At 72.7% G+C, this 23,032-nt stretch carries 22 protein-coding genes, 1 tRNA gene and 1 pseudogene; 3 read left to right on the top strand and 21 right to left on the bottom strand.

The window, feature by feature from the left end; translation table 11 throughout:
- Positions 1-6: 6 nt before the first annotated feature.
- Both Tsedi_RS09190 and Tsedi_RS09185 read right to left on the bottom strand, forming a co-directional pair.
- Entirely contained in the window at positions 7-1,854 is a 1,848-nt protein-coding gene (locus tag Tsedi_RS09190) for an aldehyde ferredoxin oxidoreductase family protein (RefSeq protein ID WP_143895876.1), read from the bottom strand.
- A gap of 30 nt (positions 1,855-1,884) precedes the next feature.
- Positions 1,885-2,367, bottom strand: coding sequence for a 4Fe-4S dicluster domain-containing protein (locus Tsedi_RS09185; protein ID WP_143895874.1), 483 nt, complete (start codon positions 2,365-2,367; stop codon positions 1,885-1,887).
- A gap of 171 nt (positions 2,368-2,538) precedes the next feature.
- Between Tsedi_RS09185 and Tsedi_RS09180 the strand changes: the two genes are divergently transcribed.
- Entirely contained in the window at positions 2,539-3,621 is a 1,083-nt protein-coding gene (locus Tsedi_RS09180) for a helix-turn-helix domain-containing protein (RefSeq protein WP_143895872.1), read from the top strand.
- Between the two features lie 10 nt (positions 3,622-3,631).
- Here Tsedi_RS09180 and Tsedi_RS09175 read toward each other — a convergent pair whose 3' ends face one another.
- From Tsedi_RS09175 to tolB, 11 genes are all read right to left on the bottom strand, one after another.
- The gene (locus Tsedi_RS09175) at positions 3,632-4,444 is read right to left on the bottom strand and encodes an ABC transporter substrate-binding protein (protein WP_143895870.1); all 813 of its coding nucleotides are present in this window, start codon (positions 4,442-4,444) and stop codon (positions 3,632-3,634) included.
- The gene (locus Tsedi_RS09170) at positions 4,441-5,163 is read right to left on the bottom strand and encodes an energy-coupling factor ABC transporter ATP-binding protein (RefSeq protein ID WP_143895868.1); all 723 of its coding nucleotides are present in this window, start codon (positions 5,161-5,163) and stop codon (positions 4,441-4,443) included. The genes Tsedi_RS09175 and Tsedi_RS09170 overlap by 4 nt, the downstream gene beginning before the upstream one ends.
- Complete coding sequence (locus tag Tsedi_RS09165; RefSeq protein ID WP_246099245.1) at positions 5,160-5,888, bottom strand: ABC transporter permease; 729 nt, start codon at positions 5,886-5,888, stop codon at positions 5,160-5,162. The genes Tsedi_RS09170 and Tsedi_RS09165 overlap by 4 nt, the downstream gene beginning before the upstream one ends.
- Positions 5,889-5,931: 43 nt before the next feature.
- Positions 5,932-6,960, bottom strand: a complete 1,029-nt coding sequence (locus tag Tsedi_RS09160; RefSeq protein WP_143895866.1) for an MBL fold metallo-hydrolase — start codon at positions 6,958-6,960, stop codon at positions 5,932-5,934.
- A 107-nt stretch (positions 6,961-7,067) separates the two neighbouring features.
- Positions 7,068-7,652 (bottom strand): TMEM165/GDT1 family protein, encoded by a 585-nt coding sequence (locus tag Tsedi_RS09155; RefSeq protein ID WP_143895864.1) that lies wholly within the window; start codon positions 7,650-7,652, stop codon positions 7,068-7,070.
- Positions 7,653-7,792: 140 nt separating this feature from the next.
- Positions 7,793-7,868, bottom strand: a tRNA-Lys gene (locus Tsedi_RS09150).
- A 39-nt stretch (positions 7,869-7,907) separates the two neighbouring features.
- On the bottom strand, positions 7,908-8,732 hold the full coding sequence (locus Tsedi_RS09145; protein WP_143895862.1) for a tRNA threonylcarbamoyladenosine dehydratase: 825 nt from the start codon (positions 8,730-8,732) through the stop codon (positions 7,908-7,910).
- The gene (locus tag Tsedi_RS09140; RefSeq protein ID WP_143895860.1) at positions 8,725-9,840 is read right to left on the bottom strand and encodes a YeeE/YedE family protein; all 1,116 of its coding nucleotides are present in this window, start codon (positions 9,838-9,840) and stop codon (positions 8,725-8,727) included. The genes Tsedi_RS09145 and Tsedi_RS09140 overlap by 8 nt, the downstream gene beginning before the upstream one ends.
- Positions 9,841-9,873: 33 nt before the next feature.
- Complete coding sequence (gene ybgF, locus Tsedi_RS09135; RefSeq protein ID WP_143895858.1) at positions 9,874-10,698, bottom strand: tol-pal system protein YbgF; 825 nt, start codon at positions 10,696-10,698, stop codon at positions 9,874-9,876.
- A gap of 20 nt (positions 10,699-10,718) precedes the next feature.
- Positions 10,719-11,312: a peptidoglycan-associated lipoprotein Pal gene (gene pal, locus Tsedi_RS09130; protein WP_143895856.1), complete on the bottom strand. Its 594-nt coding sequence runs from the start codon at positions 11,310-11,312 to the stop codon at positions 10,719-10,721.
- 54 nt (positions 11,313-11,366) lie between these two features.
- Positions 11,367-12,689: a Tol-Pal system beta propeller repeat protein TolB gene (gene tolB / locus Tsedi_RS09125; protein ID WP_143895854.1), complete on the bottom strand. Its 1,323-nt coding sequence runs from the start codon at positions 12,687-12,689 to the stop codon at positions 11,367-11,369.
- A gap of 196 nt (positions 12,690-12,885) precedes the next feature.
- On the opposite strand from tolB, the gene msbA reads away from it, so the two are divergent.
- Entirely contained in the window at positions 12,886-14,658 is a 1,773-nt protein-coding gene (gene msbA, locus Tsedi_RS09120) for a lipid A export permease/ATP-binding protein MsbA (protein WP_143895852.1), read from the top strand.
- A 25-nt stretch (positions 14,659-14,683) separates the two neighbouring features.
- On the opposite strand, the gene rng is transcribed toward msbA, so the two are convergent.
- The 8 genes and pseudogenes from rng to Tsedi_RS09080 all read right to left on the bottom strand — a co-directional run bounded on the left by rng (position 14,684) and on the right by Tsedi_RS09080 (position 21,321).
- On the bottom strand, positions 14,684-16,171 hold the full coding sequence (rng, locus tag Tsedi_RS09115) for a ribonuclease G (RefSeq protein WP_143895850.1): 1,488 nt from the start codon (positions 16,169-16,171) through the stop codon (positions 14,684-14,686).
- 13 nt (positions 16,172-16,184) lie between these two features.
- Complete coding sequence (locus Tsedi_RS09110) at positions 16,185-16,826, bottom strand: Maf family protein (RefSeq protein ID WP_143895848.1); 642 nt, start codon at positions 16,824-16,826, stop codon at positions 16,185-16,187.
- On the bottom strand, positions 16,823-17,293 hold the full coding sequence (gene rlmH, locus Tsedi_RS09105; RefSeq protein ID WP_143895846.1) for a 23S rRNA (pseudouridine(1915)-N(3))-methyltransferase RlmH: 471 nt from the start codon (positions 17,291-17,293) through the stop codon (positions 16,823-16,825). The genes Tsedi_RS09110 and rlmH overlap by 4 nt, the downstream gene beginning before the upstream one ends.
- 74 nt (positions 17,294-17,367) lie before the next feature.
- Positions 17,368-17,730: pseudogene (gene rsfS, locus Tsedi_RS09100) on the bottom strand (ribosome silencing factor); the annotation flags it as partial.
- Positions 17,723-18,355: a nicotinate (nicotinamide) nucleotide adenylyltransferase gene (gene nadD / locus Tsedi_RS09095; protein ID WP_185970625.1), complete on the bottom strand. Its 633-nt coding sequence runs from the start codon at positions 18,353-18,355 to the stop codon at positions 17,723-17,725. The pseudogene rsfS and the gene nadD, both read right to left, overlap by 8 nt.
- The gene (gene hemF / locus Tsedi_RS09090) at positions 18,352-19,269 is read right to left on the bottom strand and encodes an oxygen-dependent coproporphyrinogen oxidase (RefSeq protein WP_143895844.1); all 918 of its coding nucleotides are present in this window, start codon (positions 19,267-19,269) and stop codon (positions 18,352-18,354) included. The genes nadD and hemF overlap by 4 nt, the downstream gene beginning before the upstream one ends.
- Positions 19,270-19,288: 19 nt before the next feature.
- Positions 19,289-20,584 carry a phosphoribosylamine--glycine ligase gene (gene purD / locus Tsedi_RS09085; protein WP_143895969.1) on the bottom strand — a complete coding sequence of 432 codons (1,296 nt, stop codon included), beginning with the start codon at positions 20,582-20,584 and terminating at the stop codon, positions 19,289-19,291.
- An 11-nt stretch (positions 20,585-20,595) separates the two neighbouring features.
- The gene (locus Tsedi_RS09080; protein WP_143895842.1) at positions 20,596-21,321 is read right to left on the bottom strand and encodes a YebC/PmpR family DNA-binding transcriptional regulator; all 726 of its coding nucleotides are present in this window, start codon (positions 21,319-21,321) and stop codon (positions 20,596-20,598) included.
- A 131-nt stretch (positions 21,322-21,452) separates the two neighbouring features.
- Here Tsedi_RS09080 and Tsedi_RS09075 point away from each other — a divergent pair, with 131 nt between their 5' ends.
- Positions 21,453-22,949 (top strand): helicase HerA-like domain-containing protein, encoded by a 1,497-nt coding sequence (locus Tsedi_RS09075; RefSeq protein ID WP_143895840.1) that lies wholly within the window; start codon positions 21,453-21,455, stop codon positions 22,947-22,949.
- The last annotated feature ends 83 nt before the right edge of the window (positions 22,950-23,032 follow it).

The raw sequence follows: 23,032 nt of genomic DNA, 5'->3' as shown, positions 1-23,032 counted from the left end.
GGCCGGTCACAGCCCGAGGCGGGCCTTGGTCTCGGGCGTCGGGCGACCTTGCTCGTCCCAGCCACGCACTTGGTAGTACTTCGGCAGCATCTCCGGCAGCTTGTTGACCAGCCCCTTGGCCGGGCCGGTCTTGGCCGGCTCGGTCAGCAGGCGCGGCGGCAGCGTGTCGTCCTTGGCGGTGAAGCCGGCGGCCAGGTTGAACTCGCGCTCCAGGTTCCAGATGCGCTCGCCGATGCGCTCCAGCTCCTGCACGGTGAACGCTTCGCCACACGCCGCCGCCACCTGTGGTGCGACGTCCGCGAGCGTCCAGGCAAAGCTCGTGAAGATGCAGATGCCGGCCGAGTCGAACGCCGCCGTGGCGTCTTGGAACGCCTTGACCAGCTCGGGCTTGCCCTCGGTGACGTGGGGATCGGTCTTGACCGGGATGCCAAGCACCTCGGAGGCCACCGTGTAGCCGCGCAGGTGGCAGGCGCCGCGGTTGCTGGTGGCGTAGGCCAAGCCCATGCCCTGGATGCCGCGGCTGTCGTAGGCCGGGAATTCCTGCCCCTTGACGCTCATCGACAGCTCCGGGTGGCCGTACTTTTCGCACAGACGCTTGCTGCCCAGGCCGATTTCCTTGCCGAAGCCGACGCCGTGGGCGGTCATCTCGGCCAGCTCGCACAGCGCGCGCGCCGAGCCGAACGGCGCCTCCAGCCCGATCTGCTCCTTGGTCAGCACGCCCAGCTCGTACAGCTCCATCACCGCGCCGACGGTGGCGCCGAAGCTGATCGGATCCATGCCATGCTCGTTGCAGATCAGGTTGGCGTACTGCAGCGCCTCCAGGTCGCGCACGCCGTTGGCGGCTCCCAGGGCCCAGGCAGCCTCGTATTCCAGCCCGCCGCTGGCGCCCCAGTACTGCGGCTTGTTCTGCACGCTGAAGTGCGTCTCGTCGATCTTGCTGATGCGCCCGCAGGCGATCGTGCAGCCGAAGCACGCCTGATTGGTGACGAGGTGCGTCTTGCCGTCGGTGGGGCGCGGCCGCAGCATCGCCTCGGCGGAGATGTCGTCCGCCCCCTCGAACTGCACGTCGCGGTGGTTGCGCGTCGGCAGCGCGCCGATCTCGTTGATGACGTTCATCAGCACCTGCGTGCCGTACTTCGGCAGGCCCTGGCCGGTGACGGCGTTGTCCGCCAGCACTTTCTTGGCCGCGCGCGTGGCCGCCATGAACGCCTTGGGGTCATGGAGGTTGCCCACGCCCTTGGTGCCGCGCACCGCGATGGCCTTCAGGTTCTTGCTGCCGGCCACCGCGCCGACGCCGGAGCGCCCGGCAGCGCGGTGCAGGTCGTTGACGACGCAGGCGAACAGCACCTGGTTCTCGCCCGCGCGGCCGATGCTGGAGATGCGCAGCAGCGGATCCTGCAGCGTGGTCTTGAGCGTCTCCTCGGTCTCCCAGACGCTCTTGCCCCACAGGTGCGAGGCGTCGCGCAGCTCGGCGACGTCGTCCTGGATGTAGAGGTAGACCGGCTTGGGCGCGCGCCCCTCGAAGATGATCATGTCCCAGCCGGCCATCTTCAGCTCCGCGCCCCAGTAGCCGCCGGAGTTGGAGCAGGCGATCGCCCCGGTCAGCGGCCCCTTGGTGATGACGGTGTAGCGCCCGCCGGTGGAGGCCATCGTGCCGGTCAGCGGCCCGGTGGCCCAGATGATCTTGTTGTCCGGCGACAGCGGATCGACCTTGGGGTCGATCTCCTCCACCAGGTACTTGGTGCCCAGCCCCCGCGAACCCAGGTACTGGCGCGCCCAGTCCATGTTCAGCGGCTCCGGCGTGCAGGTGCCCGCGGTGAGGTTGACGCGCAGAATCTTGCCAGCCCATGCCATGGTCGTCTCCTCGAAATCGGGTGCGGGGGGTCAGGCCGCCGCCGGAGCGCTCTGGTTGCCGAGCTTGTCGGCCCACTGCTGCATGCGCGCCAGGCCCGTCCAGTTGGCATCGATGTAGGTGATGGCGCCGGTCGGGCAGGCCTCGGCGCACGCCGGCTGCCCGCCGCACAGATCGCACTTCTGCACCTTGCCGGTCTCGGCGACGTAATTGATGGTGCCGAACGGGCAGGCGATGGTGCAGACCTTGCAGCCGACGCAGGTGGCTTCGCTGACGACCTTGGCGCCGGTGACCTTGTCGACCGTGATCGCCTCCACCGGACAGGCGTGCAGGCACCACGCCTCGTCACACTGGGTGCAGGTGTAAGGCACCTTGCGGCCGGTGTGGTGGAAGTCGAACACCTTGATGCGCGACCTGGAGGTGGCGAAGACGCCGTAGTTCTCGTACGAGCAGGCCATCTCGCACGACAGGCACCCGGTGCACTTGGCCGGGTCGAGGTGCAGCACTTTCTGCATGCCTTGTCTCCTCTGGGGGTGCGCGGGCATCGCCCCTGCCCGCAGTCGGGTTTTCGGCTATTCTTGGTCGCGCGGCGCCGTCGTGCACAAGGGTTTTCCCGCACGCAACGCCGAAATTCTCAAAATGAGACAGCCCGCCACCCAGCGGGATGCCGCGAGGAGACCAACCCGATGGCCACCCCCACCGCCGTCGACGAGCGGCTGCGCGCCATCGAGCAGGCGCGCCGCGACTGGCTGCTGGAGCAGCGCGAGGTGCCGGCACCGCTGGAGAGTTGGATCGTGGCCTCGTGGCGGCGCTGTCTGGCGCAGGGGCGCCGGCCGCACGAGCGGCTGGCCTTCGACACCGTCAGCGCCGCCGCGCAGCGGCGCGTGCTGGAAGCCGGCACGGCGCTGCGCCGTGCCGCCGCGCCGGTCATCGAGGCGACGCTGGCGCGCGCGATGCGCGACACCGGCTACTTCGCGCTGCTGACCGACGCCGACGGCGTGGTGCTGGACGTGCACGGTCCGGCCGATCCGTCCAACCGCCACGTGCACGCCATCGCCCGCATCGGTGTGGACCTGTCGGAGCGGGCGGTGGGGACCACCGCCATCGGCGCGGCGCTGGCCGAGCGCGTGCCGGTGTGGCTGCACCGCGGCGAGCACTTCTTCGACGACACCGCGGTCTATTCCTGCGCCGGCGCTCCGTTGTTCGGACCCGACGGCCGCTGCGCCGGCATGCTGGACCTGACCGGCGTGCTGGCGCCGGAGCGGCGCGCGCTCAAGCACCTGGTGGCGGTGGCGGCGCGCCGCATCGAGCATGCCCTGGTGGCCGCCGTGCCGCACGCCTTGAGCCTGCGGCTGACCTGGCCCGGCCGCCTGCCCGGCGACGACGACGATGGCCTGCTGGTGCTCGATGGCGAGGGCGTCATCGTCGCGGCCAACCGCACCGCCGCCGAGATGCTGGATCTGCGCACGCCGTGGCCGCACGTGGAGGAGGCGCTGGCGCTGCCGGCGGCGGCGCTGTTCGACGCCGCGCGCCGGCAGCGTGCTCCTTGGGAGGTGCCGACCTGGAGCGCGCTGCGCGTGGTGGTGCTGGCCCGGCTGGCCGACGCCGAGCCTCCGCCCGGCGCGGCCGCTGCCGCGCTGCCGCTGCGCCACCGCGAAGCCGCCCTGATCCGCCAGGCCGTGGCCGAGGCCGGCGGCAACGTCGCCGAGGCCGCGCGCCGGCTCGGCATCAGCCGCGCCACCATCTACCGCAAGCTGCAGCCGCGCTGACGGCGCACGCTCAGCGCCCGGCCGCCACCGGCTGAAACACCGGCTGGCCGTCGCGGCGGAAGGACGCGATCGCCGCCTGCCCCTCCGCCGAAGCCAGCCAGTCGACGAAGCGCTGCGCCGCCTCGGCCCGCACGTGCGGGTGGCGGCGCGGGTTGACGACGATGGCCGCATACGGGTTGCGCAGCCGCGCATCGCCCTGCACCAGCACCGCCAGATCGGCGCGGTTGCGAAAACTCGCCCACGTGGCCCGATCGGCCAGGGTGTAGGCCCCCAGCGCCGCGGCCACGTTGAGCGCCTGCCCCATGCCGCAGCCGCACTCACGATAGGCGCGACCGCTCGGCGCCCCCCCGGCCAGGGCCCAGAAACGCCGCTCGGCCAGGTGCGTGCCGCTGCGGTCGCCGCGCGAGACGAACGGCGCAGCCACCGCCGCGATGCGCCGCAGCGCCGCGACGATGTCGCCGCCACGCGCCCCAGCCGGATCCGCCCGGGGCCCCACCAAGACGAAGTCATTGACCATGACCTCGACGCGCCGCAGGCCATGACCTTCGGCGACGAACGCCTCCTCGGCAGCCTGGTCGTGCACCAGCAGCGCATCGGCATCGCCGCGGCGCGCGATGTCCAGCGCCTGCCCCGTGCCCACCGCGACCACGCGCACCTCGATGCCGGTGGCCTGACGGAAACGGGGCAGCAGGTGGGCGAACAGCCCGGACTGCTCGGTCGAGGTGGTGGAGGCCAGCACGATCACCGGCGGGGCAGCCCCGGCCGGCGCCGCCGCCGTCAGCAGCGCCGCGCCGGCGCCGCGCAGCCAGGCACGCCGCCTCACGGCAACTCCTCACGCACGAAGCGCAGCGCCGCCGGCGCCCGCCGCGCCAGCTCGGCCACATCGAAAAACGCCGCCACCGGCAGATCGGCCAGCAGCCGCCCGCCCTGGAGGTACAGCACGCGCGTGGCCAGACGGCGCACCTGCCCGAGGCGATGGCTGCTGAACACCAGCGTGCGCGCCGGCCCGTCCGGGCCGCCCTGCAGCGCCCGTCGCAGCAGCGCCTCCAGCTCGGCGCTGGCCTGCGGATCCAGGCTCGCGGTGGGCTCGTCGAGCAGCCAAAGTTCCGGCCGCAGGGCCCAGGCGCGTGCCAGCGCCAGCCGCTGTTGCTGCCCGCCGGAGAGCGTGCGCGCAGGCTGGCCGGCCTGTTGCGCCAGCCCGACCTGCGCCAGCGCCTCGTGGGCCGCCTGCACCGCCTGCGACCACGGGCGCCCCTGCAGCCACACCGCCAACGCCACGTTGAGCCAGGCGCTGGTACGCAGCAGATAAGGTTGCTGGAACACCATGCCGACGCGCTGTCCGGGCGGGCGCAGGAGGTCACCTTCGTCGGGCGGCAGCACACCGGCCAGCAGCCGCAGCAGGGTCGACTTGCCGCTGCCGTTGGGGCCCACCAGCGCCACGCGCTCGCCGGGCTGAATGGCCAGATCCAGACCGCGCAGCGCCCATCGCCCCCCGCGCCGCACCGACACCCCGCGCAGGGTCAGCCTTGGCGCGGCGGTCATGCGGGCTCCCGTTGCGGCCACGGCCGCACGCCGCCGCGCGCCCAGCGCAGCGCCAGCGCCGCCAGCGCGTGCAGCCCCACCACCACCAGCAGCAGCACCAGACCGAGCGCCAGTGCCAGCGGCAGGTCCCCCTTGCTGGTCTCCAGTGCGATCGCGGTGGTCATCACGCGGGTGTAGCCCTCGATGTTGCCGCCGACGACCATCACTGCGCCCACCTCGGCCACGGCACGGCTGAAGGCCAGCAGCGCCGCCGACAGCAGCACATGGCGCTCGTCCCAGGCCAGCAACAGGGCGCGCCAGCCCGCCCCTGCTCCCAGCACCTGCAGCTGCTCGCCGTGGTCGCGCTCGGCCTGCTCCACGGCGCGGCGCGCGAGGTTGACCACCACCGGCAGCACCAGCAGCGTCTGCGCCAGCACCATCGCCGGAAACGAGAACAGCCAGCCGAGAAAACCGAGCGGCCCCGAGCGCGACAGCAGCAGGTAGACCAGCAGGCCGACCACCACCGAAGGCACGGCCAGCAGGCCATCCAGCAACGTGACCAGCGCCCCCCGCCCCGCAAAGCGCACCACCCCGAGCCAGGCGCCCAGCGGCAGACCGAGCAGGCACGCCAGCGCGGTGGCCGAACCGCTGACCGCGATCGACCGCGTCACGGTCGACCACAGCAGCGCATCGCCACCGTGCACGAGCGCCCACGCCTGGGCGAACGTCGGCATCACGCCATCCATGGGCGGCTATGCTAACCGCCCCTGCCGCGGCGCGCCGCCGCCGTCAGAACAGCTCCTTCTCGGCCTCCAGGTACGCCAGGCTCGTGTACTTGCCGATGTTGCTGTCGAAACCGGCCATGTCCCTGGCCCGCCGCGCCACCCGTGGATCCTTCAGCACCAGCTCCTTGGCCTTCTCCAGCGGCACGCCGTCCTTGACCGCCTGCACGCAGGGCTCCCAGATGCCCTTGAGAAACGTGCCGTAGTCCTCCAGCAGCGTCGTGCTGCCGCGGCCGTGACCGGGCCAGAACAGCTGCCCGCTGCCGGTGGCCTTCTGCAGCGCCTCGTAGTACTTGAAGGTGCCCGGGTAGGAGCCGTCGTCGATGTTGGCGATGCGATTCTCCATCGCAATGTCGCCGACGTAGGTGAAGCGATCCTCCACCACCTCGATGCACAGGTCGGACGGCGTGTGCGCGCGTCCGTAGTGATGCATGCGCAGCGTCACGTCGCCGAAGCGGTAGGTGCGCCCATGCTCGGTCGGCGTGTTGGGCGGCACCACCCTGGTGCCCATCGTGGCCTGGTTGGTCCAGCGCTCCATCAGGCTGCGCCACAGGTTGCCCTCGGTGCCGCGGATCATCTCGATGGTATGCGGCAGCGCGTGGATCGGCAGGCTGGCGCCGAACGCCTCGACGAAGGCGTGGTTGCCCAGCCAGTGGTCGCCGTGGTAGTGACTGTTGAAGATCGCCACCACCGGCTTGTCGGTGACCTTGCGGATCATGCGGATGGCCATCTGGCCGTGCTGCAGCGAGCAGCCCGAGTCCAGAATGACGACGCCGACACGGGTGACGACGAACACCACGTTGGCCATCACGCCGCGGTTCTCCGGCGTCGGAAAGCCGTCCTTGGCGTAGATCATCCAGACGTGCGGCGTGATGCGCTGCGGCTCGATGTCGGGCACCGGCGGGCCCTCGATGAAATCCTGCAGCTGCTGGGCGAACACGCGCACCTCGGGCACGGCGGCCAGCGCCGCCACGCCGGCCACGCCGCCGGCGCTCAGGCGCAGCCAGCGGCGGCGCGTCAGGGTGGTCGGGGACATCGGCATTCTCCTCGGGATCCCGGCACCGGCGGCGCAACGCCGGCGCCTTCTCAATTGCACATAAGCATGCACGAATGCATCGATTGTGGCGCAGCGTCCGCCGGGTGTCAAAAACCGAGCGACACCCCCGCGCCGAGCAGCGTCGCCAGTCCCAGCAGCGCGAAGATCGCCGCGGCCACGCCGTGCACCAGCCGCATCGGCACGCGCCGCGCCAGCCGGTCGCCGACGAACACCGCCGGCACGTCGGCAAGCAGCATGCCCAGCGTCGTGCCGGCCACCACCGCCAGCGGCGCGGCGTAGTGCACCGTCAGCGCCACGGTGGCGATCTGCGTCTTGTCGGCCATCTCCGCCAGGAAGAACGCCAGCGCCGTGGCACCGAACACCCCCCAGCGCGGCGCGATGCGCACGTCGTCCTCGTCGACCTTGTCCGGGATCAGCATCCAGGCCGCCATCGCCAGGAACGACAGCCCAAGCCCCCAGCGCAGCCAGGCCGGGCTGACGTGGGCCGCCAGCCACGCCCCGACCGCCCCCGCCAGCGCATGGTTGAGCACCGTGGCCACCACGATGCCGGCCACGATCGGCAGCGGCCGGCGAAAGCGCGCCGCCAGCAGCAGCGCCAGCAGCTGCGTCTTGTCGCCCATCTCGGCCAGCGCCACCACCCCGGTGGACACCGCCAGCGCTTCCCATGCCATCTCGATCGGTCCCGTCGGTTGCGCCGCCCGAGCCCGGCGCGGGCACAAAAAAACCCGCCGGGTGCGGGTCGTTCGTCACGATCAGGTCACGCCGGCAGCCGGTCTACGAGGATGAAGACGGCGTGACCCGTTGAATTTTTTGGTGGGTCGTGCAGGATTCGAACCTGCGACCAACGGATTAAAAGTCCGCTGCTCTACCGGCTGAGCTAACGACCCAACCGCTGCCGCTCTCGCGGCGCGAAAGGAAAGCTGTCATTATAGCGCAGGCGAAATGCCGTCCGCGAGGCTGGCCAACCGCTCGAGCGCCCAGCCGGCCGCACACAGGCCGAAGGTGGCCGTGACGGCCACGCTGGAGCCGTAGCCGTGGCAGTTCAGGCTGCCGTCGACCGCGGCGTCGCACGCGGCCGCCACGGCCGGGACGGTCACCGGCTCGCGGCTGAACACCGCCGGCACGCCGATCGGGCCCTGCCGCGGGGCGCCATGGTGACGGCGCAGCCGCTGGCGCAGCTGCGCCAGCAGCGGATCGTGCGTGGCGTGCGCGACGTCGTCGATCTCGACGCGCTCGGCGTGGCGCTTGCCGCCGGCAGCGCCGACGGTGATGAACGGCACGCGGCTGGCGCGCGCCCAGGCGGCCAGCGTCACCTTGGCCGCCATCTGGTCGCAGCAATCGAGCACCACGAGCGCCCGCTGCGACCCCTGGCGCGCGCACGCCGCCTGCAGCAGCTGCGGCCAGTTGTCCGGTCCGACGAAGTCCTCCACCGGCTCCACCCGGCAGCCGGGATGGAACGCCAGCACCCGCTCGCGCATGGCCAGCACCTTGGCCATGCCCAGCGTCGCATCCAGCGCGTGCAGCTGGCGGTTGACGTTGGATTCGGCGACGTGGTCGAGGTCGATCAGCGTCAGCGCCCCGATGCCGCTGCGCGCCAGCGCCTCGGCGGCCCAGGAGCCGACGCCGCCGACCCCGATGACGACCGCGTGGGCATCGGCGATCGCCCGCGCACCGCGCTCGCCGTACAGGCGCCGCACGCCGCCAAAGCGGCGCGCGGCGTCGAGCGCGGGAGCGCCGGCGGCCTCAGTCACGCTCCAGCAGCCAGATCTGGAACCGGAACCCCGCCAGCGCCCCGGCCACGATGCCGAGCAGCGCCAGCACGCTGGTCAGGCTCAGCGTCGAGACCCCTGACAGGCCCTGCCCGATCGTGCAGCCCATCGCGGTGACGCCGCCCACCCCCATGCACAGCGCCCCGACGATGTGCAGCGCGGTATCGCGCGTGCCGGCGAACCCCTCCCAGCGGAAGGAACGCGTGGCCAGCGCCCAGGCCGCCGAGCCGGCCACCACCCCGAGCACGCTGACCACGCCGAGCGTCAGCACCTTGTTGGCGTCGCTGAAGTAGATCAGCCAGTCGATCGTGTAGGCCAGCGGGGCGGTGAAGGTCAGTGCCTCCATGCGGCCGCTCTGGGTGGCGACGAACACCGGCTCCAGCGTCTCCGGGTGCTCCGGCACGAAGCCGAGCCAGCCCGACACCGCCCACATCGCCACCACCGTCAGGCCCACGCCGACGCCGCCGAGCCAGGCGTCGGCGCTGCGGCGGAAATCGGCGGAGGCGGCGGCCCAAGCCATCAGCGCCAGCCCCACGCCGCAGCCCACGACCAGCAGCGCCGTCTCCGCCGGCCAGCCCAGCTGCTGCGCCAGCCAGGCCGGCAGCGTGCTGCCCGGGCGCATCTCGAAGGCCACCCTGTCGACCGTGCGGTCACGCAACACCGCGGTGATGCCGCGCAGCGTGGCGTAGGCGGCAAACCCCATCACGAAGAACACCACCAGCGCCTTGAGACTGCCACCGCCCAGCCGCACCAGCGTCTTGCTGCCGCAGCCGGAGCCAAGCACCATGCCGAAGCCGAACAGCGCCCCGCCCACCAGGGCCGAGGCCCAGATGATGCGGCCGCCGAAGTAGATGGTCTTGCTGGCGTCGATGACGCCGAGCCCGGCCAGCACGTGGAAGCCCACCATCGCCACGCCGATGGCCATCACCCACATGCGCAGGCGCGTCGAGTCCCCCATGTTGACGAGGTCGCTCAGCGCCCCCATGGTGCAGAAGTGAGTGCGCTGGGCCAGCGCGCCGAAGATCGCCGCGACGGCGAACACCGCCCACAGCACCGTGGTGTGCAAGGATTGGAATGCGTTGGCGTCCATGATCGAGGACGCGATTGTAGGGGTGCGCCGGGGTCAGCGCAGGCGGCTGAGCCGTTCGCGCGCAGCCGCGGCGGCTTCGCTGTCGGGGTACTGCCTGATGAGCGCCTGCCAGGTGGCGCGCGCGGCCTTGAGGTCCTTGAGCTCGACCTGGCAGCTGGCGATGGCCAGCATCGCCTCCGGCGCACGCGGATGGCCCGGATGCGCCTGCAGCAGCTGCTGGTAGGCCTCGATGGCCGGCTTGTAGTCGCGCGCCGCGTAAAGCGCGTTGCCGCGCCAGTACAGCGCCAGCGGCGCGTAGCCGCTGGCCGGGAAGCGCTGCAGGAACTCGGCGTGCAGCTGCGCGGCACGCCGGAAGTCCGAGGCGCGCAGCGCCGCCATCGCCGCCTCGAAGGCGGCCTTCTCCTCGGGCCGGACGGTGAACTCCTGACCCTCCAGCGCGACCTTGACCGGCTCCTGCGCGCGCAGCCGTTCGTCCAGCGCCGCCAGCGCGTCGCGCTGCTGGCGCTGCAGCTCGGCGAGCTGGAACGCCAGCTGCTCCTGCTGTCCGCGCAGCTGCGCCAGCTCGCGGCGCAGCGTCTCCAGCTGGTTGGTCTGCTCCAGCAGGCCGCGGCGCGCCGGCTCCAGATCCTGCTGCGCAGCCTGCAACGCGCGCTGCAGCTCCTCGATCAGCTGGCGTTGCGCCTCCAGCTGCTGGCGCTGGGCCTCCACGCGGCCGCGCAGCTCGAGGATGGCGCGGCGGGCGTCGTCGTCGGCGAACAGCGCCCAAGAGGGGGTGGCGAACAGCCACGCCAGCGCGGCCGCCGCCATCGAGCGGCCCAGCCACGCTGCGCGCGACCGCGGTGCAAGGACGCAGGCCATGGCGGATCCCCTCGCGCGCCTCAACGGTAGACCAGCTCGACGCGGCGGTTGCGGCTCCAGACCTCCTCACCGCTGCCCTGGACCGCAGGCTTTTCCTTGCCGTAGCTGACGGACTCCATCTGCGCGTCCTGCACGCCCAGCAGCGCCAGGGCGCGTCGCACGGCGTCGGCGCGCTTCTGCCCGAGCGCCAGGTTGTACTCACGCCCGCCGCGCTCGTCGGTATGACCCTCCAGCACCACGCGGCGGCTGCGGTCGGCGTTGAGGAAGCGCGCGTGCGCCTCCAGCGTGGCCATGAATTCGGGCTTGACGACGTAGGAGTCGAAGTCGAAGTAGATGACGCGCGCGACGTTGGCCGGCGGCTGCCCCTGCTCGGCCGGGACGGTCTGCACCGGCACCACGGTGCGGCCGTCGACCGCGGCGCCCGCCGCGCCGGCGCCACCGCCAGCCGCCCCGCCCCCAACGGGCTGCACCGGGGCGGCGCTGCGGTCGGTCACCGGGGCGCTTTCGTCCAGCCGCACGCTGGAGCAGCCCGCCAGCACGGCGGCCGCGGTGGCCAGCGCCAGCAGGCGCAGCGGGGTCGGACGGAACGGAGACGGGATGCGAAGGGTGGTCATGGTCGGCGGATCGATGCGGAAGTGGTCGGAAAACGGTACCGGGTCGGCGCGGCCTCAGCCCTGCAGCGGCCCCCAGTCGGGCTCGCGCACGTTGCCCTGCGCGTTGAGGCGCGCCTTGACGCGCCCATCCAGCGTCGTCGTCATCAGCACCTCGCGCCCCTGCACGCGCGTGGCGTAGATGATCAGGCGGCCGTTCGGCGCAAAGCTCGGGCTCTCGTCGGCGCTGGTGTCGGTCGGGGCGCTGATGCTGCCGGTGGTCAGGTCCAGCACGCGCAGCTGAAAGCCGCCGTTGGTGCGCGTCACGTAGGCCAGATGACGGCCGTCCGGGCTGACGGCGGGCGAGATGTTGTACGCGCCCTCGAAGGTCACGCGCGTGACCTCGCGGCCGTCGGGCGTCATGCGGTAGATCTGCGGCGCGCCGCCCCGGTCGCTGACGAAGTAGACCGACTTGCCGTCGGGGGCGAAGGCCGGCTCGGTGTCGATGCCGCCGGTCTGCGTGATGCGCTGCGGCGCCCCGCCCTCCAGGTCGAGCGCGTAGATCTGCGAGCTGCCGGCCAGCGTCAGCGTCGCGTACAGGCGCCGCCCGTCGGGCGACCAGGCCGGCGCGCTGTTGGAGCCGCGAAAACTCGCCAGCAGGCGCCGCCGCCCGCTGGCCAGGTCGTGCGCGTAGATGACGGGCTTGCGCGCCTCGAAGGAGACGTAGGCCAGCTGCTGCCCGTTGGGCGACCAGGCCGGCGAGATGATCGGCTCGCTGCTGGACAGCGCCGCCTGGGCGTTTTCGCCGTCGGCGTCGGCCACCCACAGACGGAACTGCCCGCCCTGCTCGCCGACGTAGGCGATGCGGGTGGAAAAAACCCCCTTCTCGCCGGTGAGCTTCTCGTAGACGTAGTCGGCGATGCGGTGCGCCGCCAGACGCAGCTGGCCGGCGCCGACCGGGTAGCTCAGCCCGCCGAGGTCGGTGCCGCGCACCGCGTCCCAGAGGCGGAAACGCACATCGAAGCGGCCGTCGGCCAGCGGTCGCACGCTGCCGGTCAGCAGGGCGTCGACGCCCTGCGCCTTCCAAGGCGCCAGCTCCGGCCGCGCCGTCTCATCCAGCCCCGGCACGTTGGCCGGCAGCTGACGCAGCATGCCGCTGCGCACGAGGTCGGCCGCGACGATGGCGGCCACGTCCTGCGGCAGCCCGGGCGGCACGCGAAACGGCGCGATCGCGAACGGAATCTGCTGCATGCCGACGCCGGTGACCTCGACGCGGAACTGCGCCCGCGCCGCGGGTATCCCCGCGCCGCCCAGCGCGAGGGCGGCCGCCTGACCGAGGAAACGCCGGCGCGCGGCGCGCGGCAACGACAGGGTGACAGGGGCAGGGAGGTGGCGGTTCATCCGGACTTCGAGCGCAGGAGCCCCGCCGGCTGCGCCGGCCGGCCTGGGGGACGGGAAACGTCGTCGGGCCGCGCCGACCGGCCGCCCGGCCGGGAAAACGGCCGGCCGTGCAGGCGGGCGCGCCGATAATAACGGATCGCCCGGTAGGTGATCTGGACGCCACCGGCGAGTTCCCGCCTGCTTCCTCCCATCCGCCTTGTCCCCCGAACGCTCCACCTCCCCCCAGCCGGCAGGCGCCACGCTGCCGCAGCGCCTGCGCCGTCTGTGGCCGTACTTCCGTCCCGCGCGGGCGGGGCTGGCGCTGGCCCTGCTGGGGGCGCTGCTGGCCGCCGCCACCGAGCCGGCCATCCCGGCGCTGCTGAAGCTGCTGCTGGATGAGGGGTTCGTCGCCGGGCGCGTGCCGCTGTGGGCGGTGCCGGTGGCGCTGGTGGGGTTGTTCGCGCTGCGCGGGCTGGCCACGTTTGCGGCCCACTACGGCCTGGCCTACACCGCCAACGGCGGCATGGTGGCGCTGCGGCGCGCGATGTTCGAGCGGCTGGGCCGCGCCGAGCTGCGGCTGTTCGCCGAGCAAAGCGCCAGCCAGCTGTCCAACACCGTGGTCTACGAGGCCAACACCGGTGCGACGCAGCTGGTGGGGGCGCTGCTGACGCTGGTGCGCACGGTGCTGACGATCGCGGCGCTGCTGGCCTACCTGCTGTGGCTGAACTGGGCGCTGACGCTGGTGGTGCTGGCGATGTTTCCGCCGCTGGCCTGGGGCATGCGCACGCTGTCGCGCCGGCTCTACGGCGTGACGCGGCGCAGCCAGGGCGCCACCGACGAACTGGCCTACGTCGTGGAGGAAAACGTGCTGGCACACCGCCTGATCCGCCTGCACGAGGCGCAGGCGCAGCAGCAGGCGCGCTTCGACCGGCTCAACGCCACGCTGCGCGGGCTGGCGCTGCGCAGCACGGTGGCCGCCGCGCTGATGACGCCGCTGACGCAGCTGCTGGCCGCCGCCGCCTTGTCGGCGGTGATCGTGATCGCGCTGTGGCAGGCGCAGGGCGGGGTATCGGTCGGCAGCTTCGTCGGCTTCGTCACGGCGATGCTGATGCTGGTGACGCCGCTGCGCCAGCTGGCCGACGTGGCCACGCCGATCACGCGCGGGCTGGCGGCGCTGGAGCGCGGGCTGGCGCTGATCGACGCCACGCCGCTGCAAGGCGGGGGCACGCACGCGGTGCCGCGCGCGCGCGGCGCGCTCGTGCTGGACGATGTCTGGGTCAGCTACGCCCAGGGCAGCGGCCACGCGCTGCGCGCCGTGACCCTGGAGGTGGCCGCCGGCGAGGTGGTGGCGCTGGTGGGCCCGTCCGGGGCCGGCAAGACCACGCTCGTCAACCTGCTGCCGCGCTTCGTCGAACCGCAGCGCGGTCGCGTGCTGCTCGACGGGCGCGACGTGCGCGAGTGGGACCTGGTGGCGCTGCGGCGCCAGTTCGCGATGGTCAGCCAGGACGTGGTGCTGCTCAACGACACGGTGCGCGCCAACGTCGCGCTGGGCGATCCGCAGCCGGACGAGGCGCGCGTGCGCGCGGCGCTGCAGGCGGCCAACCTCGGCGACTGGTGGCCGGCGCTGCCGCAGGGCTTGGACACCGTGGTCGGCCACAACGCCGCGCAACTCTCCGGCGGGCAGCGCCAGCGGCTGGCGATCGCGCGCGCGATCTACAAGGACGCGCCGGTGCTGATCCTGGACGAGGCCACCTCGGCGCTGGACAACACGTCGGAGCGACTGGTGCAGGAGGCGCTGGCGCGTCTGATGGCCGGGCGCACGACGCTGGTGATCGCGCATCGGCTCTCCACCGTCGAGCACGCCGACCGCATCGTCGTGCTGGAAGGCGGCCGCATCGTCGAGCAGGGGCGCCACGCCGAGCTGCTGGCCGCCGGCGGTCTGTACGCGCGGCTGCACGCGCGCGGGCTGGACGACGGCGCGGCGGGCTGATCACCGCGCCACGCACGGTCGCCCCTCACAGCAGCACGATGTCGTACTGCTCCTGCGTCATCGCGCTTTCGCTCTGCAGCGAGATCGGCTTGCCGATGAAGTCGCTCAGGCCCGCCAGGTGCTGGCTTTCCTCGTCGAGGAAGCGCTCGATCACCGCTGGCGAGGCGATGATGCGGAACTCGCGCGGGTTGAAGGCACGCGCCTCGCGCAGGATCTCGCGCAGGATGTCGTAGCAGACCGTGCGCGCGGTGCGCACGCGCCCGCGCCCGTCGCACGCCGGGCAGGGCTCGGTCAGCATCTGCGCCAGCGACTCGCGCGTGCGCTTGCGCGTCATCTCCACCAGCCCCAGCGCCGAGAAGCCCCCCACCATCGTCTTGACGCGGTCGCGCGCCAGCTGCTTGCGCAGCTCGGACAGCACCGCCTCGCGGTGTTCCTCGCGCGCCATGTCGATGAAGTCGATGATGACGATGCCGCCCAGGTTGCGCAGCCGCAGCTGGCGCGCGATCGCCTGCGCCGCTTCCAGGTTGGTGCGGAAGACCGTGTCGTCGAAGTTGCGCGCGCCGACGAACGCGCCGGTGTTGACGTCGATCGTGGTCAGCGCCTCGGTCTGGTCGATCACCAGGTAGCCGCCGGACTTCAGGTCCACCCGCCGCCCCAGCGCCTTCTGGATCTCCTCGTCGACCTGGTACGGCTCGAAGATCGGCCGCTCGCCGCGGTAGAGCTGCAGCCGATCGGCCACCTGCGGCGTGAATTCGGCGGCGAACGCCTGCAGCGCGGCGAACTGCTCGCGCGCATCCACCTGGATGCTGCGCGTGGCCGGCGTGGCCAGGTCGCGCAGCACGCGCTGCACGAGCGTGAGCTCCTCGTAAAGCAGCGCCGGCGGCGCTGCGGTGTTGGCGCGCTCGCGGATGCGGGCCCATGTCTTGCGCAGGTAGGCGATGTCGTCGGCCAGCTCCTCGTCGCTGGCATCCTCGGCGTTGGTGCGCAGGATGAAGCCGCCCCCGCCCTCCCCCACCAGCGCCTGCAGGCGCTGGCGCAGCACCTCGCGCTGCGGGTTGGGGATCTTCTGCGAGACGCCGACGTGTTCATCGTACGGCAGAAACACCAGCAGCCGCCCGGCGATGCTGACCTGGGTGGTCAGGCGCGCGCCCTTGGAACCGATGGGGTCCTTGAGCACCTGCACCAGCAGCGTCTGGCCCTCGAAGACCTGGCGCTCGATCGGGGGCGGCGCGCCGCGCGGCTCGCCGCCTTCGCCGCGGCCGGCCCCGAAGCGCTGCTGGATCTGCGGCATCAGGTCGGCCACGTGCAGGAAGGCGGTGCGCTCCAGCCCGATGTCGACGAAGGCCGACTGCATGCCCGGCAGCACGCGCTGCACGCGCCCGGCGTAGATGTTGCCCACCAGCCCGCGCTCCAGCGCGCGCTCGATGTGCACCTCCTGCACCGCGCCCTGCTCGATGACGGCCACGCGCGTTTCCTGCGGTGACCAGTTGATGAGGATGTCGTGCTGGGCCATGGTGGCCCCTAGCTTAGCGCAGCAGCGCCAGCCCCGCGCGCGCCAGCAGCTCGCCGGTCTCGAAGGCCGGCAGGCCGACGATGCCGCTGTGGCTGCCGGCGATGCGGCGCACCCACAGCGCCGCGCGCCCCTGGATCGCGTAGGCGCCGGCCTTGCCGAACGGCTCGCCGCTGGCCACATAGGCGTCGATCTCGGCCGGCGCCAGCGCCCGCCACACCACGCGCGAGCGGCTGACGCGCAGCCAGCGCCGACCGCCGGCGGCCACCGCCACCGCGGTCAGCACCTCGTGCGTGCGGCCCGACAGGCGCGCCAGCATCGCGCGCGCCGCGGCCGCATCGGCCGGCTTGCCCAGGATCGCGCCGTCCAGCGCCACCGTGGTATCGGCGGCCAGCACCACGCCGGCGGGCCAGCCGCGCCGCCGCAGGCGCGCCAGCGCCGCGCTCAGCTTGGCGCGCGTGACGCGGCGCACGTAGGCGGCGGGCGGCTCGCCGGGGCGGGGGGCCTCCAGCGCCTCGGCGTCCTCATCCGCATCGGGCAGCAACGGCACCGGCAGCACCCCCCACTCGCGCAGCAGCGCCTGGCGGCGCGGGCTCTGCGAGGCCAGGTACACCCACGGCTGGCCGTCAGCGGGCAGGTCGACGAAGGGGACGTTCATGCGCGGTGATAGGGATGGCCGGCGTGGATCGACCACGCGCGGTAGAGTTGTTCCAGCAGCAGCACGCGCACCAGCGCATGCGGCAGCGTCAGATCCGACAAGCGCAGCCGCTCGTGCGCCTGCTCCCGCAGCGCCGGATCCAGGCCGTCCGGGCCGCCGATCAGCAGCGCGACGTCGTCGCCCCGCTGCTGCCAGCGCGCCCAGCGCTGCGCCAGCTCCTCGGTGGTGCAGCGCTGCCCGCGTTCGTCCAGCACCACGAGGTGCGCGCCCTTCGGGCAGGCCGCGCGCAGCCGCGCGGCTTCGGCCGCCATGACGGCCGCCACCGGGCGGCCTTCGCTGCGCGGCTCAGCCTTGACGGCGTGCACCACCACCCGCGCCTCGGGCGGAAAGCGCTTCAGGTAGTCGGCACACGCCTCCTCGGCCCACGCCGGCAGGCGCTGCCCGACCGCCACCACGTGGCACTTCATGCGCGGGCGGCGCGGCGCCGGCGCGTGCGCGACTCGGCCGGCGCGGCCACGGACGCGGCGGCCGCCGGCGGCGTGGCACGGCGCAGCCGCACCGGCTTGCCGCCCCAGATCTCCTCCAGCCGGTAGTACTGGCGGATCGCCGGCTGCATCACGTGCACCACCGCTTCGCCGCAGTCGACGATGATCCACTCGCCGTTGTCCTCGCCCTCCAGGCGCGGTTTCGGGAACCCCGCCTCGACGACCTTGTCGCAGACGCTGGCGGCCAGCGCGCGGGTCTGGCGGTTGGAGGTGCCGCTGGCGATGACGACGCGCTCGAACAGCGGCGTCAGCGCCTGGGTGTTGAAGACGCGGATGTCCTGGGCCTTGACGTCCTCCAGCCCGTCGACGATGGCGCGCTGGAGCTTCTGGATGCGGCGTTGGGCGGTCGTGTCAGACATGGAGATCGGCGGTTGGCGGGCCGTCCGGCGCGCGGTACAGCCCATGGTCGACAATATAGCGCGCCACGGCTGCGGGCACCAGCCGGGCCAGCGCGGCCTCGTCGGCACCGGCGGCTGCGGCGGCACGCACGGCGGTGGAGCTGACCTCGCACGGCGGCCAAGGCAGCGTGCGCGGCGGCGCACCGTGCGGCCCGGCGTCCAGCATCGCCCCCGGCCTTGCCGCCACCACCGGCGTGGCCAGCGCCAGCACGTCACGCCAGCGGTGCCAGGTCGGCAGCGCGTTCCACTGGTCGGCCCCGAGGAGCAGCAGCAGCTCGGCGCCGGGCTGCAGCGCGCGCAGCTCGGCCAGCGTGTCCACGGTGTAAGACGGCCCGGGTCGCCGCAGCTCGCGCTCGTCCACCACGACGCCGGGCAGGTCCGCGAACGCCAGCCGGCACATCGCCAGACGGTGCGCTGCCGGGCTGAGCGTGCGCGCCTTGTGCCACGCCTGGCCGGTGGGGATGACGTGCAGCGCGTCCAGCCTCAGCTGGCGCAGCGCGGTCTCGGCCAGCGCCCGGTGCACGCGGTGCGGCGGATCGAAGGCGCCCCCGAAGACGCCGACGCGCCGCGGCGCCGCCGCGTTCACAGCCAGTCCCGGCGCACCAGGAACTCGGTCAGCAGCCGGTGCTCGGGCGTGCCGGGCACCGGCCGCTCGTCGTAGGCCCAGCGCACCAGCGGCGGCATCGACAGCAGGATCGACTCGGTGCGCCCGCCGGACTGCAGACCGAAGTGCGTGCCGCGGTCCCACACCAGGTTGAACTCGACGTAGCGGCCGCGCCGCAGCAGCTGGTGCTGGCGCTCGCGCTCGCCGTAGGGGGTCTCCATGCGCCGCCGCACGATCGGCACGTAGGCGTGCAGGAAGGCATCGCCCACCGCGCGCGTCAGCGCAAAACCGCCCTCGAAGCCGAGCTCGGTGAGGTCATCGTAGAAGATGCCGCCGATGCCGCGCTGCTCGCCGCGGTGGCGCAGGCAGAAGTAGTCGTCGCACCAGGCCTTGAAGCGCGGGTACTTGTCGGCGCCGAACGGCGCCAGCGCCTGCGCGCAGGTGCGGTGGAAGTGCACCGCATCCTCCTCGAAGCCGTAATAGGGCGTCAGGTCCATGCCGCCGCCGAACCAGCTCACCGGCTCGCCGCCGTGCGGGCGCGCGGTGATCATGCGCACGTTCATGTGCACGGTCGGCACGTAGGGGTTGCGCGGGTGGAACACCAGCGACACCCCGAGCGCCTCGAACGGCGCCCCGGCCAGCTCGGGCCGGTGCTGGGTGGCGGAAGCCGGAAGCTTCGGGCCGCTGACGTGCGAAAAGCCGCAGCCGGCGCGCTCGAACACCTCACCGTCCTCCAGGATCTGCGTCACCCCGCTGCCCCGCAGCGGGCTGCCGGGCTCCTTCTCCCAGGCGTCGGAAAGGAACGACTTGCCGTCGATCTCGGCGATCGCGCTGGTGATGCGCGCCTGCAGACCAAGCAGGTACTCGCGCACCAGACTGACCGGGTCGCTGACCATGACGATCCCTCCTGCCCCTTCAGATGGCCGGCGGGCGCGCCAGCGCCCGGTGGCCGATGTCACGGCGGAACTGCATGCCGGCGAAGCGCACGCCCTGCACCAGCGCGTAGGCGCGCGCGCGCGCCGCGGCCACGTCGGACCCGAGCGCCGTGCAACAGAGGACGCGCCCGCCGCTGGTGACCAGCCGGCCGTCCGCCGCCTGAGTGGTGCCGGCATGGAACACCACGGCGTCGTCGGCATCCGGCGGCAGCGCCTCGATCGCATCGCCCTTGCGTGGCTGCAGCGGGTAGCCCTCGGCGGCCACCACCACGCCCAGCGCCACGCGCGCGTCCCACTCCAGCGTCACGGTGTCGAGCCGACCTTCGGAGGCCGCCAGCAGCACCTCCACCAGGTCGCTGCGCAGGCGCATCAGGATCGGCTGCGTCTCCGGATCGCCCAGCCGGCAGTTGAACTCCAGCGTGCGCGGCGCACCATCGGGCCCGATCATCAGCCCGGCGTAAAGGAAGCCGGTGTACGGCGTACCCTCCTCGGCCATCGCGCGCACGGTCGGCTCGATGATCTCGCGCATCACCCGCTCGTGCACCGCCGGCGTCACCACCGGCGCCGGCGAGTAGGCCCCCATGCCGCCGGTGTTGGGGCCGGTGTCGCCGTCCAGCAGCCGCTTGTGGTCCTGGCTGGAGGCCAGCGGCAGCACGTGGGTGCCGTCCACCAGCACGATGAAGCTGGCCTCCTCGCCCTCCAGGTAGGATTCGATGACGACGCGCGCGCCCTCGGCGTTGTGCTGCACGCCGAGCCGGTTGTCCAGCAGCATGAAGTCGATCGCCTCGTGCGCCTCGGCGGCGGTCATGGCCACCACCACGCCCTTGCCGGCGGCCAGCCCGTCGGCCTTGACGACGATCGGGGCGCCCACCCGATCGACGTAGGCGTGCGCCGCCGCCGCGTCGGCGAACGTCTCGTGCGTGGCGGTGGGGATGCCGTGGCGCTGCATGAACGCCTTGGCGAACGCCTTGGAGCTCTCCAGCCGCGCGGCGGCCTGCGTCGGGCCGACGATGCGCAGTCCGGCGGCACGGAAGGCATCGACGATCCCGGCCGCCAGCGGCGCCTCGGGGCCGACGACGGTCAGGTCGATCCCTTCCCGCTTCGCCCAGTCGCACAGCTCGGCCACGCCGGTGATCGGCACGTTGGTCAGGCGCGCATCGAGCGCCGTGCCGCCGTTGCCCGGCGCCACGAACACCCGCGCCGCGCGCGGCGACTGCGCCAGCTTCCACGCCAGCGCGTGCTCGCGCCCGCCACCGCCCACCACCAGCACGCGCAGGCCCGCGGCGCTCATGCGTCCAGCTCCGCGTTGTGGAAGACGTCCTGCACGTCGTCCAGGTCCTCCAGCGCGTCCAGCAGCCTTTGCATCCGCTGCGCGTCCTCGCCGCTCAGCTGCACGGTGTTGGTGGGGCGCCAGGTCACCTCGGCCATCGCGGGCTTCAGGCCCGCGGCCTGCAGCGCATCGCGCACCGCCTCGAACTGCGCCGGCGCGGTCAGCACCTCGATGGAGCCGTCCTCCTGCGTCAGCACGTCGTCGGCGCCGGCCTCCAGCGCGACTTCCATCACCTTGTCCTCGCTGGTGCCGGGCTCGAAGACGATCTGCCCGCAGTGCTGGAACTGGAACGCCACCGACCCCTCGGTGCCGAGGTTGCCGCCGTGCTTGCTGAAGACGTGGCGCACCTCGGCCACGGTGCGCACGCGGTTGTCGGTCATGCAGTCGACGATGACGGCCGCGCCGCCGATGCCATAGCCCTCGTAGCGCACTTCCTCGTAGTTGACGCCCTCGAGGTTGCCGGTGGCCTTGTCGATGTTGCGCTTGATGGTGTCGGCCGGCATGTTGGCGGCCTTGGCCTTCTCGATGGCCAGCCGCAGGCGCGGATTGGCGGCCGGATCACCACCGCCCTGGCGCGCCGCGATCATGATCTCGCGCACCACGCGCGTCCAGATGCGCTGGCGCTTTTCGTCCTGGCGCGCCTTGCGGTGCTGGATGTTGGCCCACTTGGAATGTCCTGCCATGCGAACCTCGTCGTAAACTGGGTGGCTCGTGCCGTCGGGGCCCCGCCATGCGGGGCGATCCGCTATTCTACGAGCCGGCCCGCGCGGCCCGGCCGCCTGCCTGCCGTCCCCTGCCCACCCTCCGCACTCCGATGAGCCCCTCGATCCTCGTCGCGCGCCACGGCGCCACCGAATGCCACCTGCTGCTGGACAAGGCCAACCGCCACGGCCTCATCACCGGCGCCACCGGCACCGGCAAGACCGTCACCCTGCAGACGCTGGCCGAGGGCTTCTCGCGCCACGGCGTGCCGGTGTTCATGGCCGACGTCAAGGGCGATCTCACCGGCATCAGCCAGCCCGGCCGCATCGAGGGCAAGCTGGCGCAGGTGCTGGCCGAGCGCGGCCTGCCGGCGCCGCAGCCCGCGGCCTGTCCGGTCACGCTGTGGGACGTCTTCGGCGAGCAGGGTCACCCGGTGCGCGCCACCATCAGCGACATGGGCCCGCTGCTGCTGGCGCGCATGCTCGGCCTCAACGACACCCAGGCCGGCGTGCTCAACCTCGTGTTCAAGATCGCCGACGACCAGGGCCTGCTGCTGCTGGACCTGAAGGACCTGCGCGCGATGCTGCAGCACGTCGGCGAACACGCGCGGCAGTTCACCACCGAGTACGGCAACGTCAGCGCCGCCAGCATCGGCGCCATCCAGCGCGCGCTGCTGGCACTGGAGCAGCAGGGGGCCGACCGCTTCTTCGGCGAACCGCAGCTCGACATCGCCGACCTCATGCAGACGGTGGATGGCCAGGGCGTGGTCAACATCCTGGCCGCCGACAAGCTGCTCAACGCCCCGCGGCTCTACGGCACCTTCCTGCTGTGGCTGCTGTCGGAGCTGTTCGAGGTGCTGCCGGAAGCGGGCGACCTCGACAGGCCCAAGCTCGTCTTTTTCTTCGACGAGGCGCACCTGCTGTTCGAGGACGCGCCGAAGGTGCTGCTGGAGCGCATCGAGCTCGTGGTGCGGCTGATCCGCTCCAAGGGCGTGGGCGTCTATTTCGTCACGCAAAACCCGCTGGACGTCCCCGACAGCATCCTGGCGCAGCTGGGCAACCGCGTGCAGCACGCGCTGCGCGCCTTCACCCCGCGCGACCAGAAGGCGGTCAAGGCCACCGCGCAGACGATGCGGCCCAAGGCCGGGCTGGATCTGGAGCGCGCGATCACCGAGCTCGGCGTCGGCGAGGCGCTGGTCAGCCTGCTCGACGCCAAGGGCCGGCCGAGCGAGACCGAGCGCGCCTGGGTGCTGCCGCCGGCCAGCCGGCTCGGTCCCGTCACGCCCGAAGAGCGCCAGCGGCTGCTGCGCACCTCGCTGGTGGCCGGGGTGTACGAGCAGGCGGTGGACCGCGAAAGCGCCTACGAGCGGCTGCGCGCCGCGCACGCCGCCGCGCCGGCGGCGGCGCCGTCCGCGCCCGGCGGTGGCGGCGGCCTCGGCGGGCTCGTCGGCGAGGTGCTGTTCGGCCGCAGCGGCCCGCGCGGCGGCCACACCGACGGCCTGGTGCAGGCGGTGGTCAAGACCGCCGTGCGCCAGGTCGGCGCCCAGCTCGGGCGCCAGCTGGTGCGCGGCCTGCTGGGCGGACTGGCCGGCGGCGGGCGGCGACGCTGAAACCGGCGCCGCTGCGGGTAAGTCCGAAGCCGCCCGGCCGGCCACCCGGTGCGGCCCGGCCCTATACTGGTCGCATCGTGACG

The organism is Tepidimonas sediminis, from assembly GCF_007556605.1.
In the GTDB taxonomy this organism is placed as follows: Bacteria; Pseudomonadota; Gammaproteobacteria; order Burkholderiales; family Burkholderiaceae_C; genus Tepidimonas; species Tepidimonas sediminis.
Note: the sequence above shows the minus strand (reverse complement) of the source record. Positions and strands in the feature narration are given on the sequence as shown.

Bases quoted from the DNA above. Each gene is read 5' to 3' on its own strand.
- rng (WP_143895850.1), bottom strand. From the start codon at position 16,171: ATGGCCCAGCACGACATCCTCATCAACTGGTCACCGCAGGAAACGCGC.
- ybgF (WP_143895858.1), bottom strand. From the start codon at position 10,698: ATGGCCTGCGTCCTTGCACCGCGGTCGCGCGCAGCGTGGCTGGGCCGC.
- Tsedi_RS09165 (WP_246099245.1), bottom strand. From the start codon at position 5,888: ATGGATGGCGTGATGCCGACGTTCGCCCAGGCGTGGGCGCTCGTGCAC.
- tolB (WP_143895854.1), bottom strand. From the start codon at position 12,689: ATGAACCGCCACCTCCCTGCCCCTGTCACCCTGTCGTTGCCGCGCGCC.
- Tsedi_RS09075 (WP_143895840.1), top strand. From the start codon at position 21,453: ATGAGCCCCTCGATCCTCGTCGCGCGCCACGGCGCCACCGAATGCCAC.
- Tsedi_RS09190 (WP_143895876.1), bottom strand. From the start codon at position 1,854: ATGGCATGGGCTGGCAAGATTCTGCGCGTCAACCTCACCGCGGGCACC.
- Tsedi_RS09170 (WP_143895868.1), bottom strand. From the start codon at position 5,163: ATGACCGCCGCGCCAAGGCTGACCCTGCGCGGGGTGTCGGTGCGGCGC.
- Tsedi_RS09160 (WP_143895866.1), bottom strand. From the start codon at position 6,960: ATGTCCCCGACCACCCTGACGCGCCGCCGCTGGCTGCGCCTGAGCGCC.
- Tsedi_RS09110 (WP_143895848.1), bottom strand. From the start codon at position 16,826: ATGAACGTCCCCTTCGTCGACCTGCCCGCTGACGGCCAGCCGTGGGTG.
- pal (WP_143895856.1), bottom strand. From the start codon at position 11,312: ATGACCACCCTTCGCATCCCGTCTCCGTTCCGTCCGACCCCGCTGCGC.
- Tsedi_RS09185 (WP_143895874.1), bottom strand. From the start codon at position 2,367: ATGCAGAAAGTGCTGCACCTCGACCCGGCCAAGTGCACCGGGTGCCTG.
- Tsedi_RS09180 (WP_143895872.1), top strand. From the start codon at position 2,539: ATGGCCACCCCCACCGCCGTCGACGAGCGGCTGCGCGCCATCGAGCAG.
- Tsedi_RS09155 (WP_143895864.1), bottom strand. From the start codon at position 7,652: ATGGCATGGGAAGCGCTGGCGGTGTCCACCGGGGTGGTGGCGCTGGCC.
- Tsedi_RS09080 (WP_143895842.1), bottom strand. From the start codon at position 21,321: ATGGCAGGACATTCCAAGTGGGCCAACATCCAGCACCGCAAGGCGCGC.
- rlmH (WP_143895846.1), bottom strand. From the start codon at position 17,293: ATGAAGTGCCACGTGGTGGCGGTCGGGCAGCGCCTGCCGGCGTGGGCC.
- Tsedi_RS09140 (WP_143895860.1), bottom strand. From the start codon at position 9,840: ATGGACGCCAACGCATTCCAATCCTTGCACACCACGGTGCTGTGGGCG.
- hemF (WP_143895844.1), bottom strand. From the start codon at position 19,269: ATGGTCAGCGACCCGGTCAGTCTGGTGCGCGAGTACCTGCTTGGTCTG.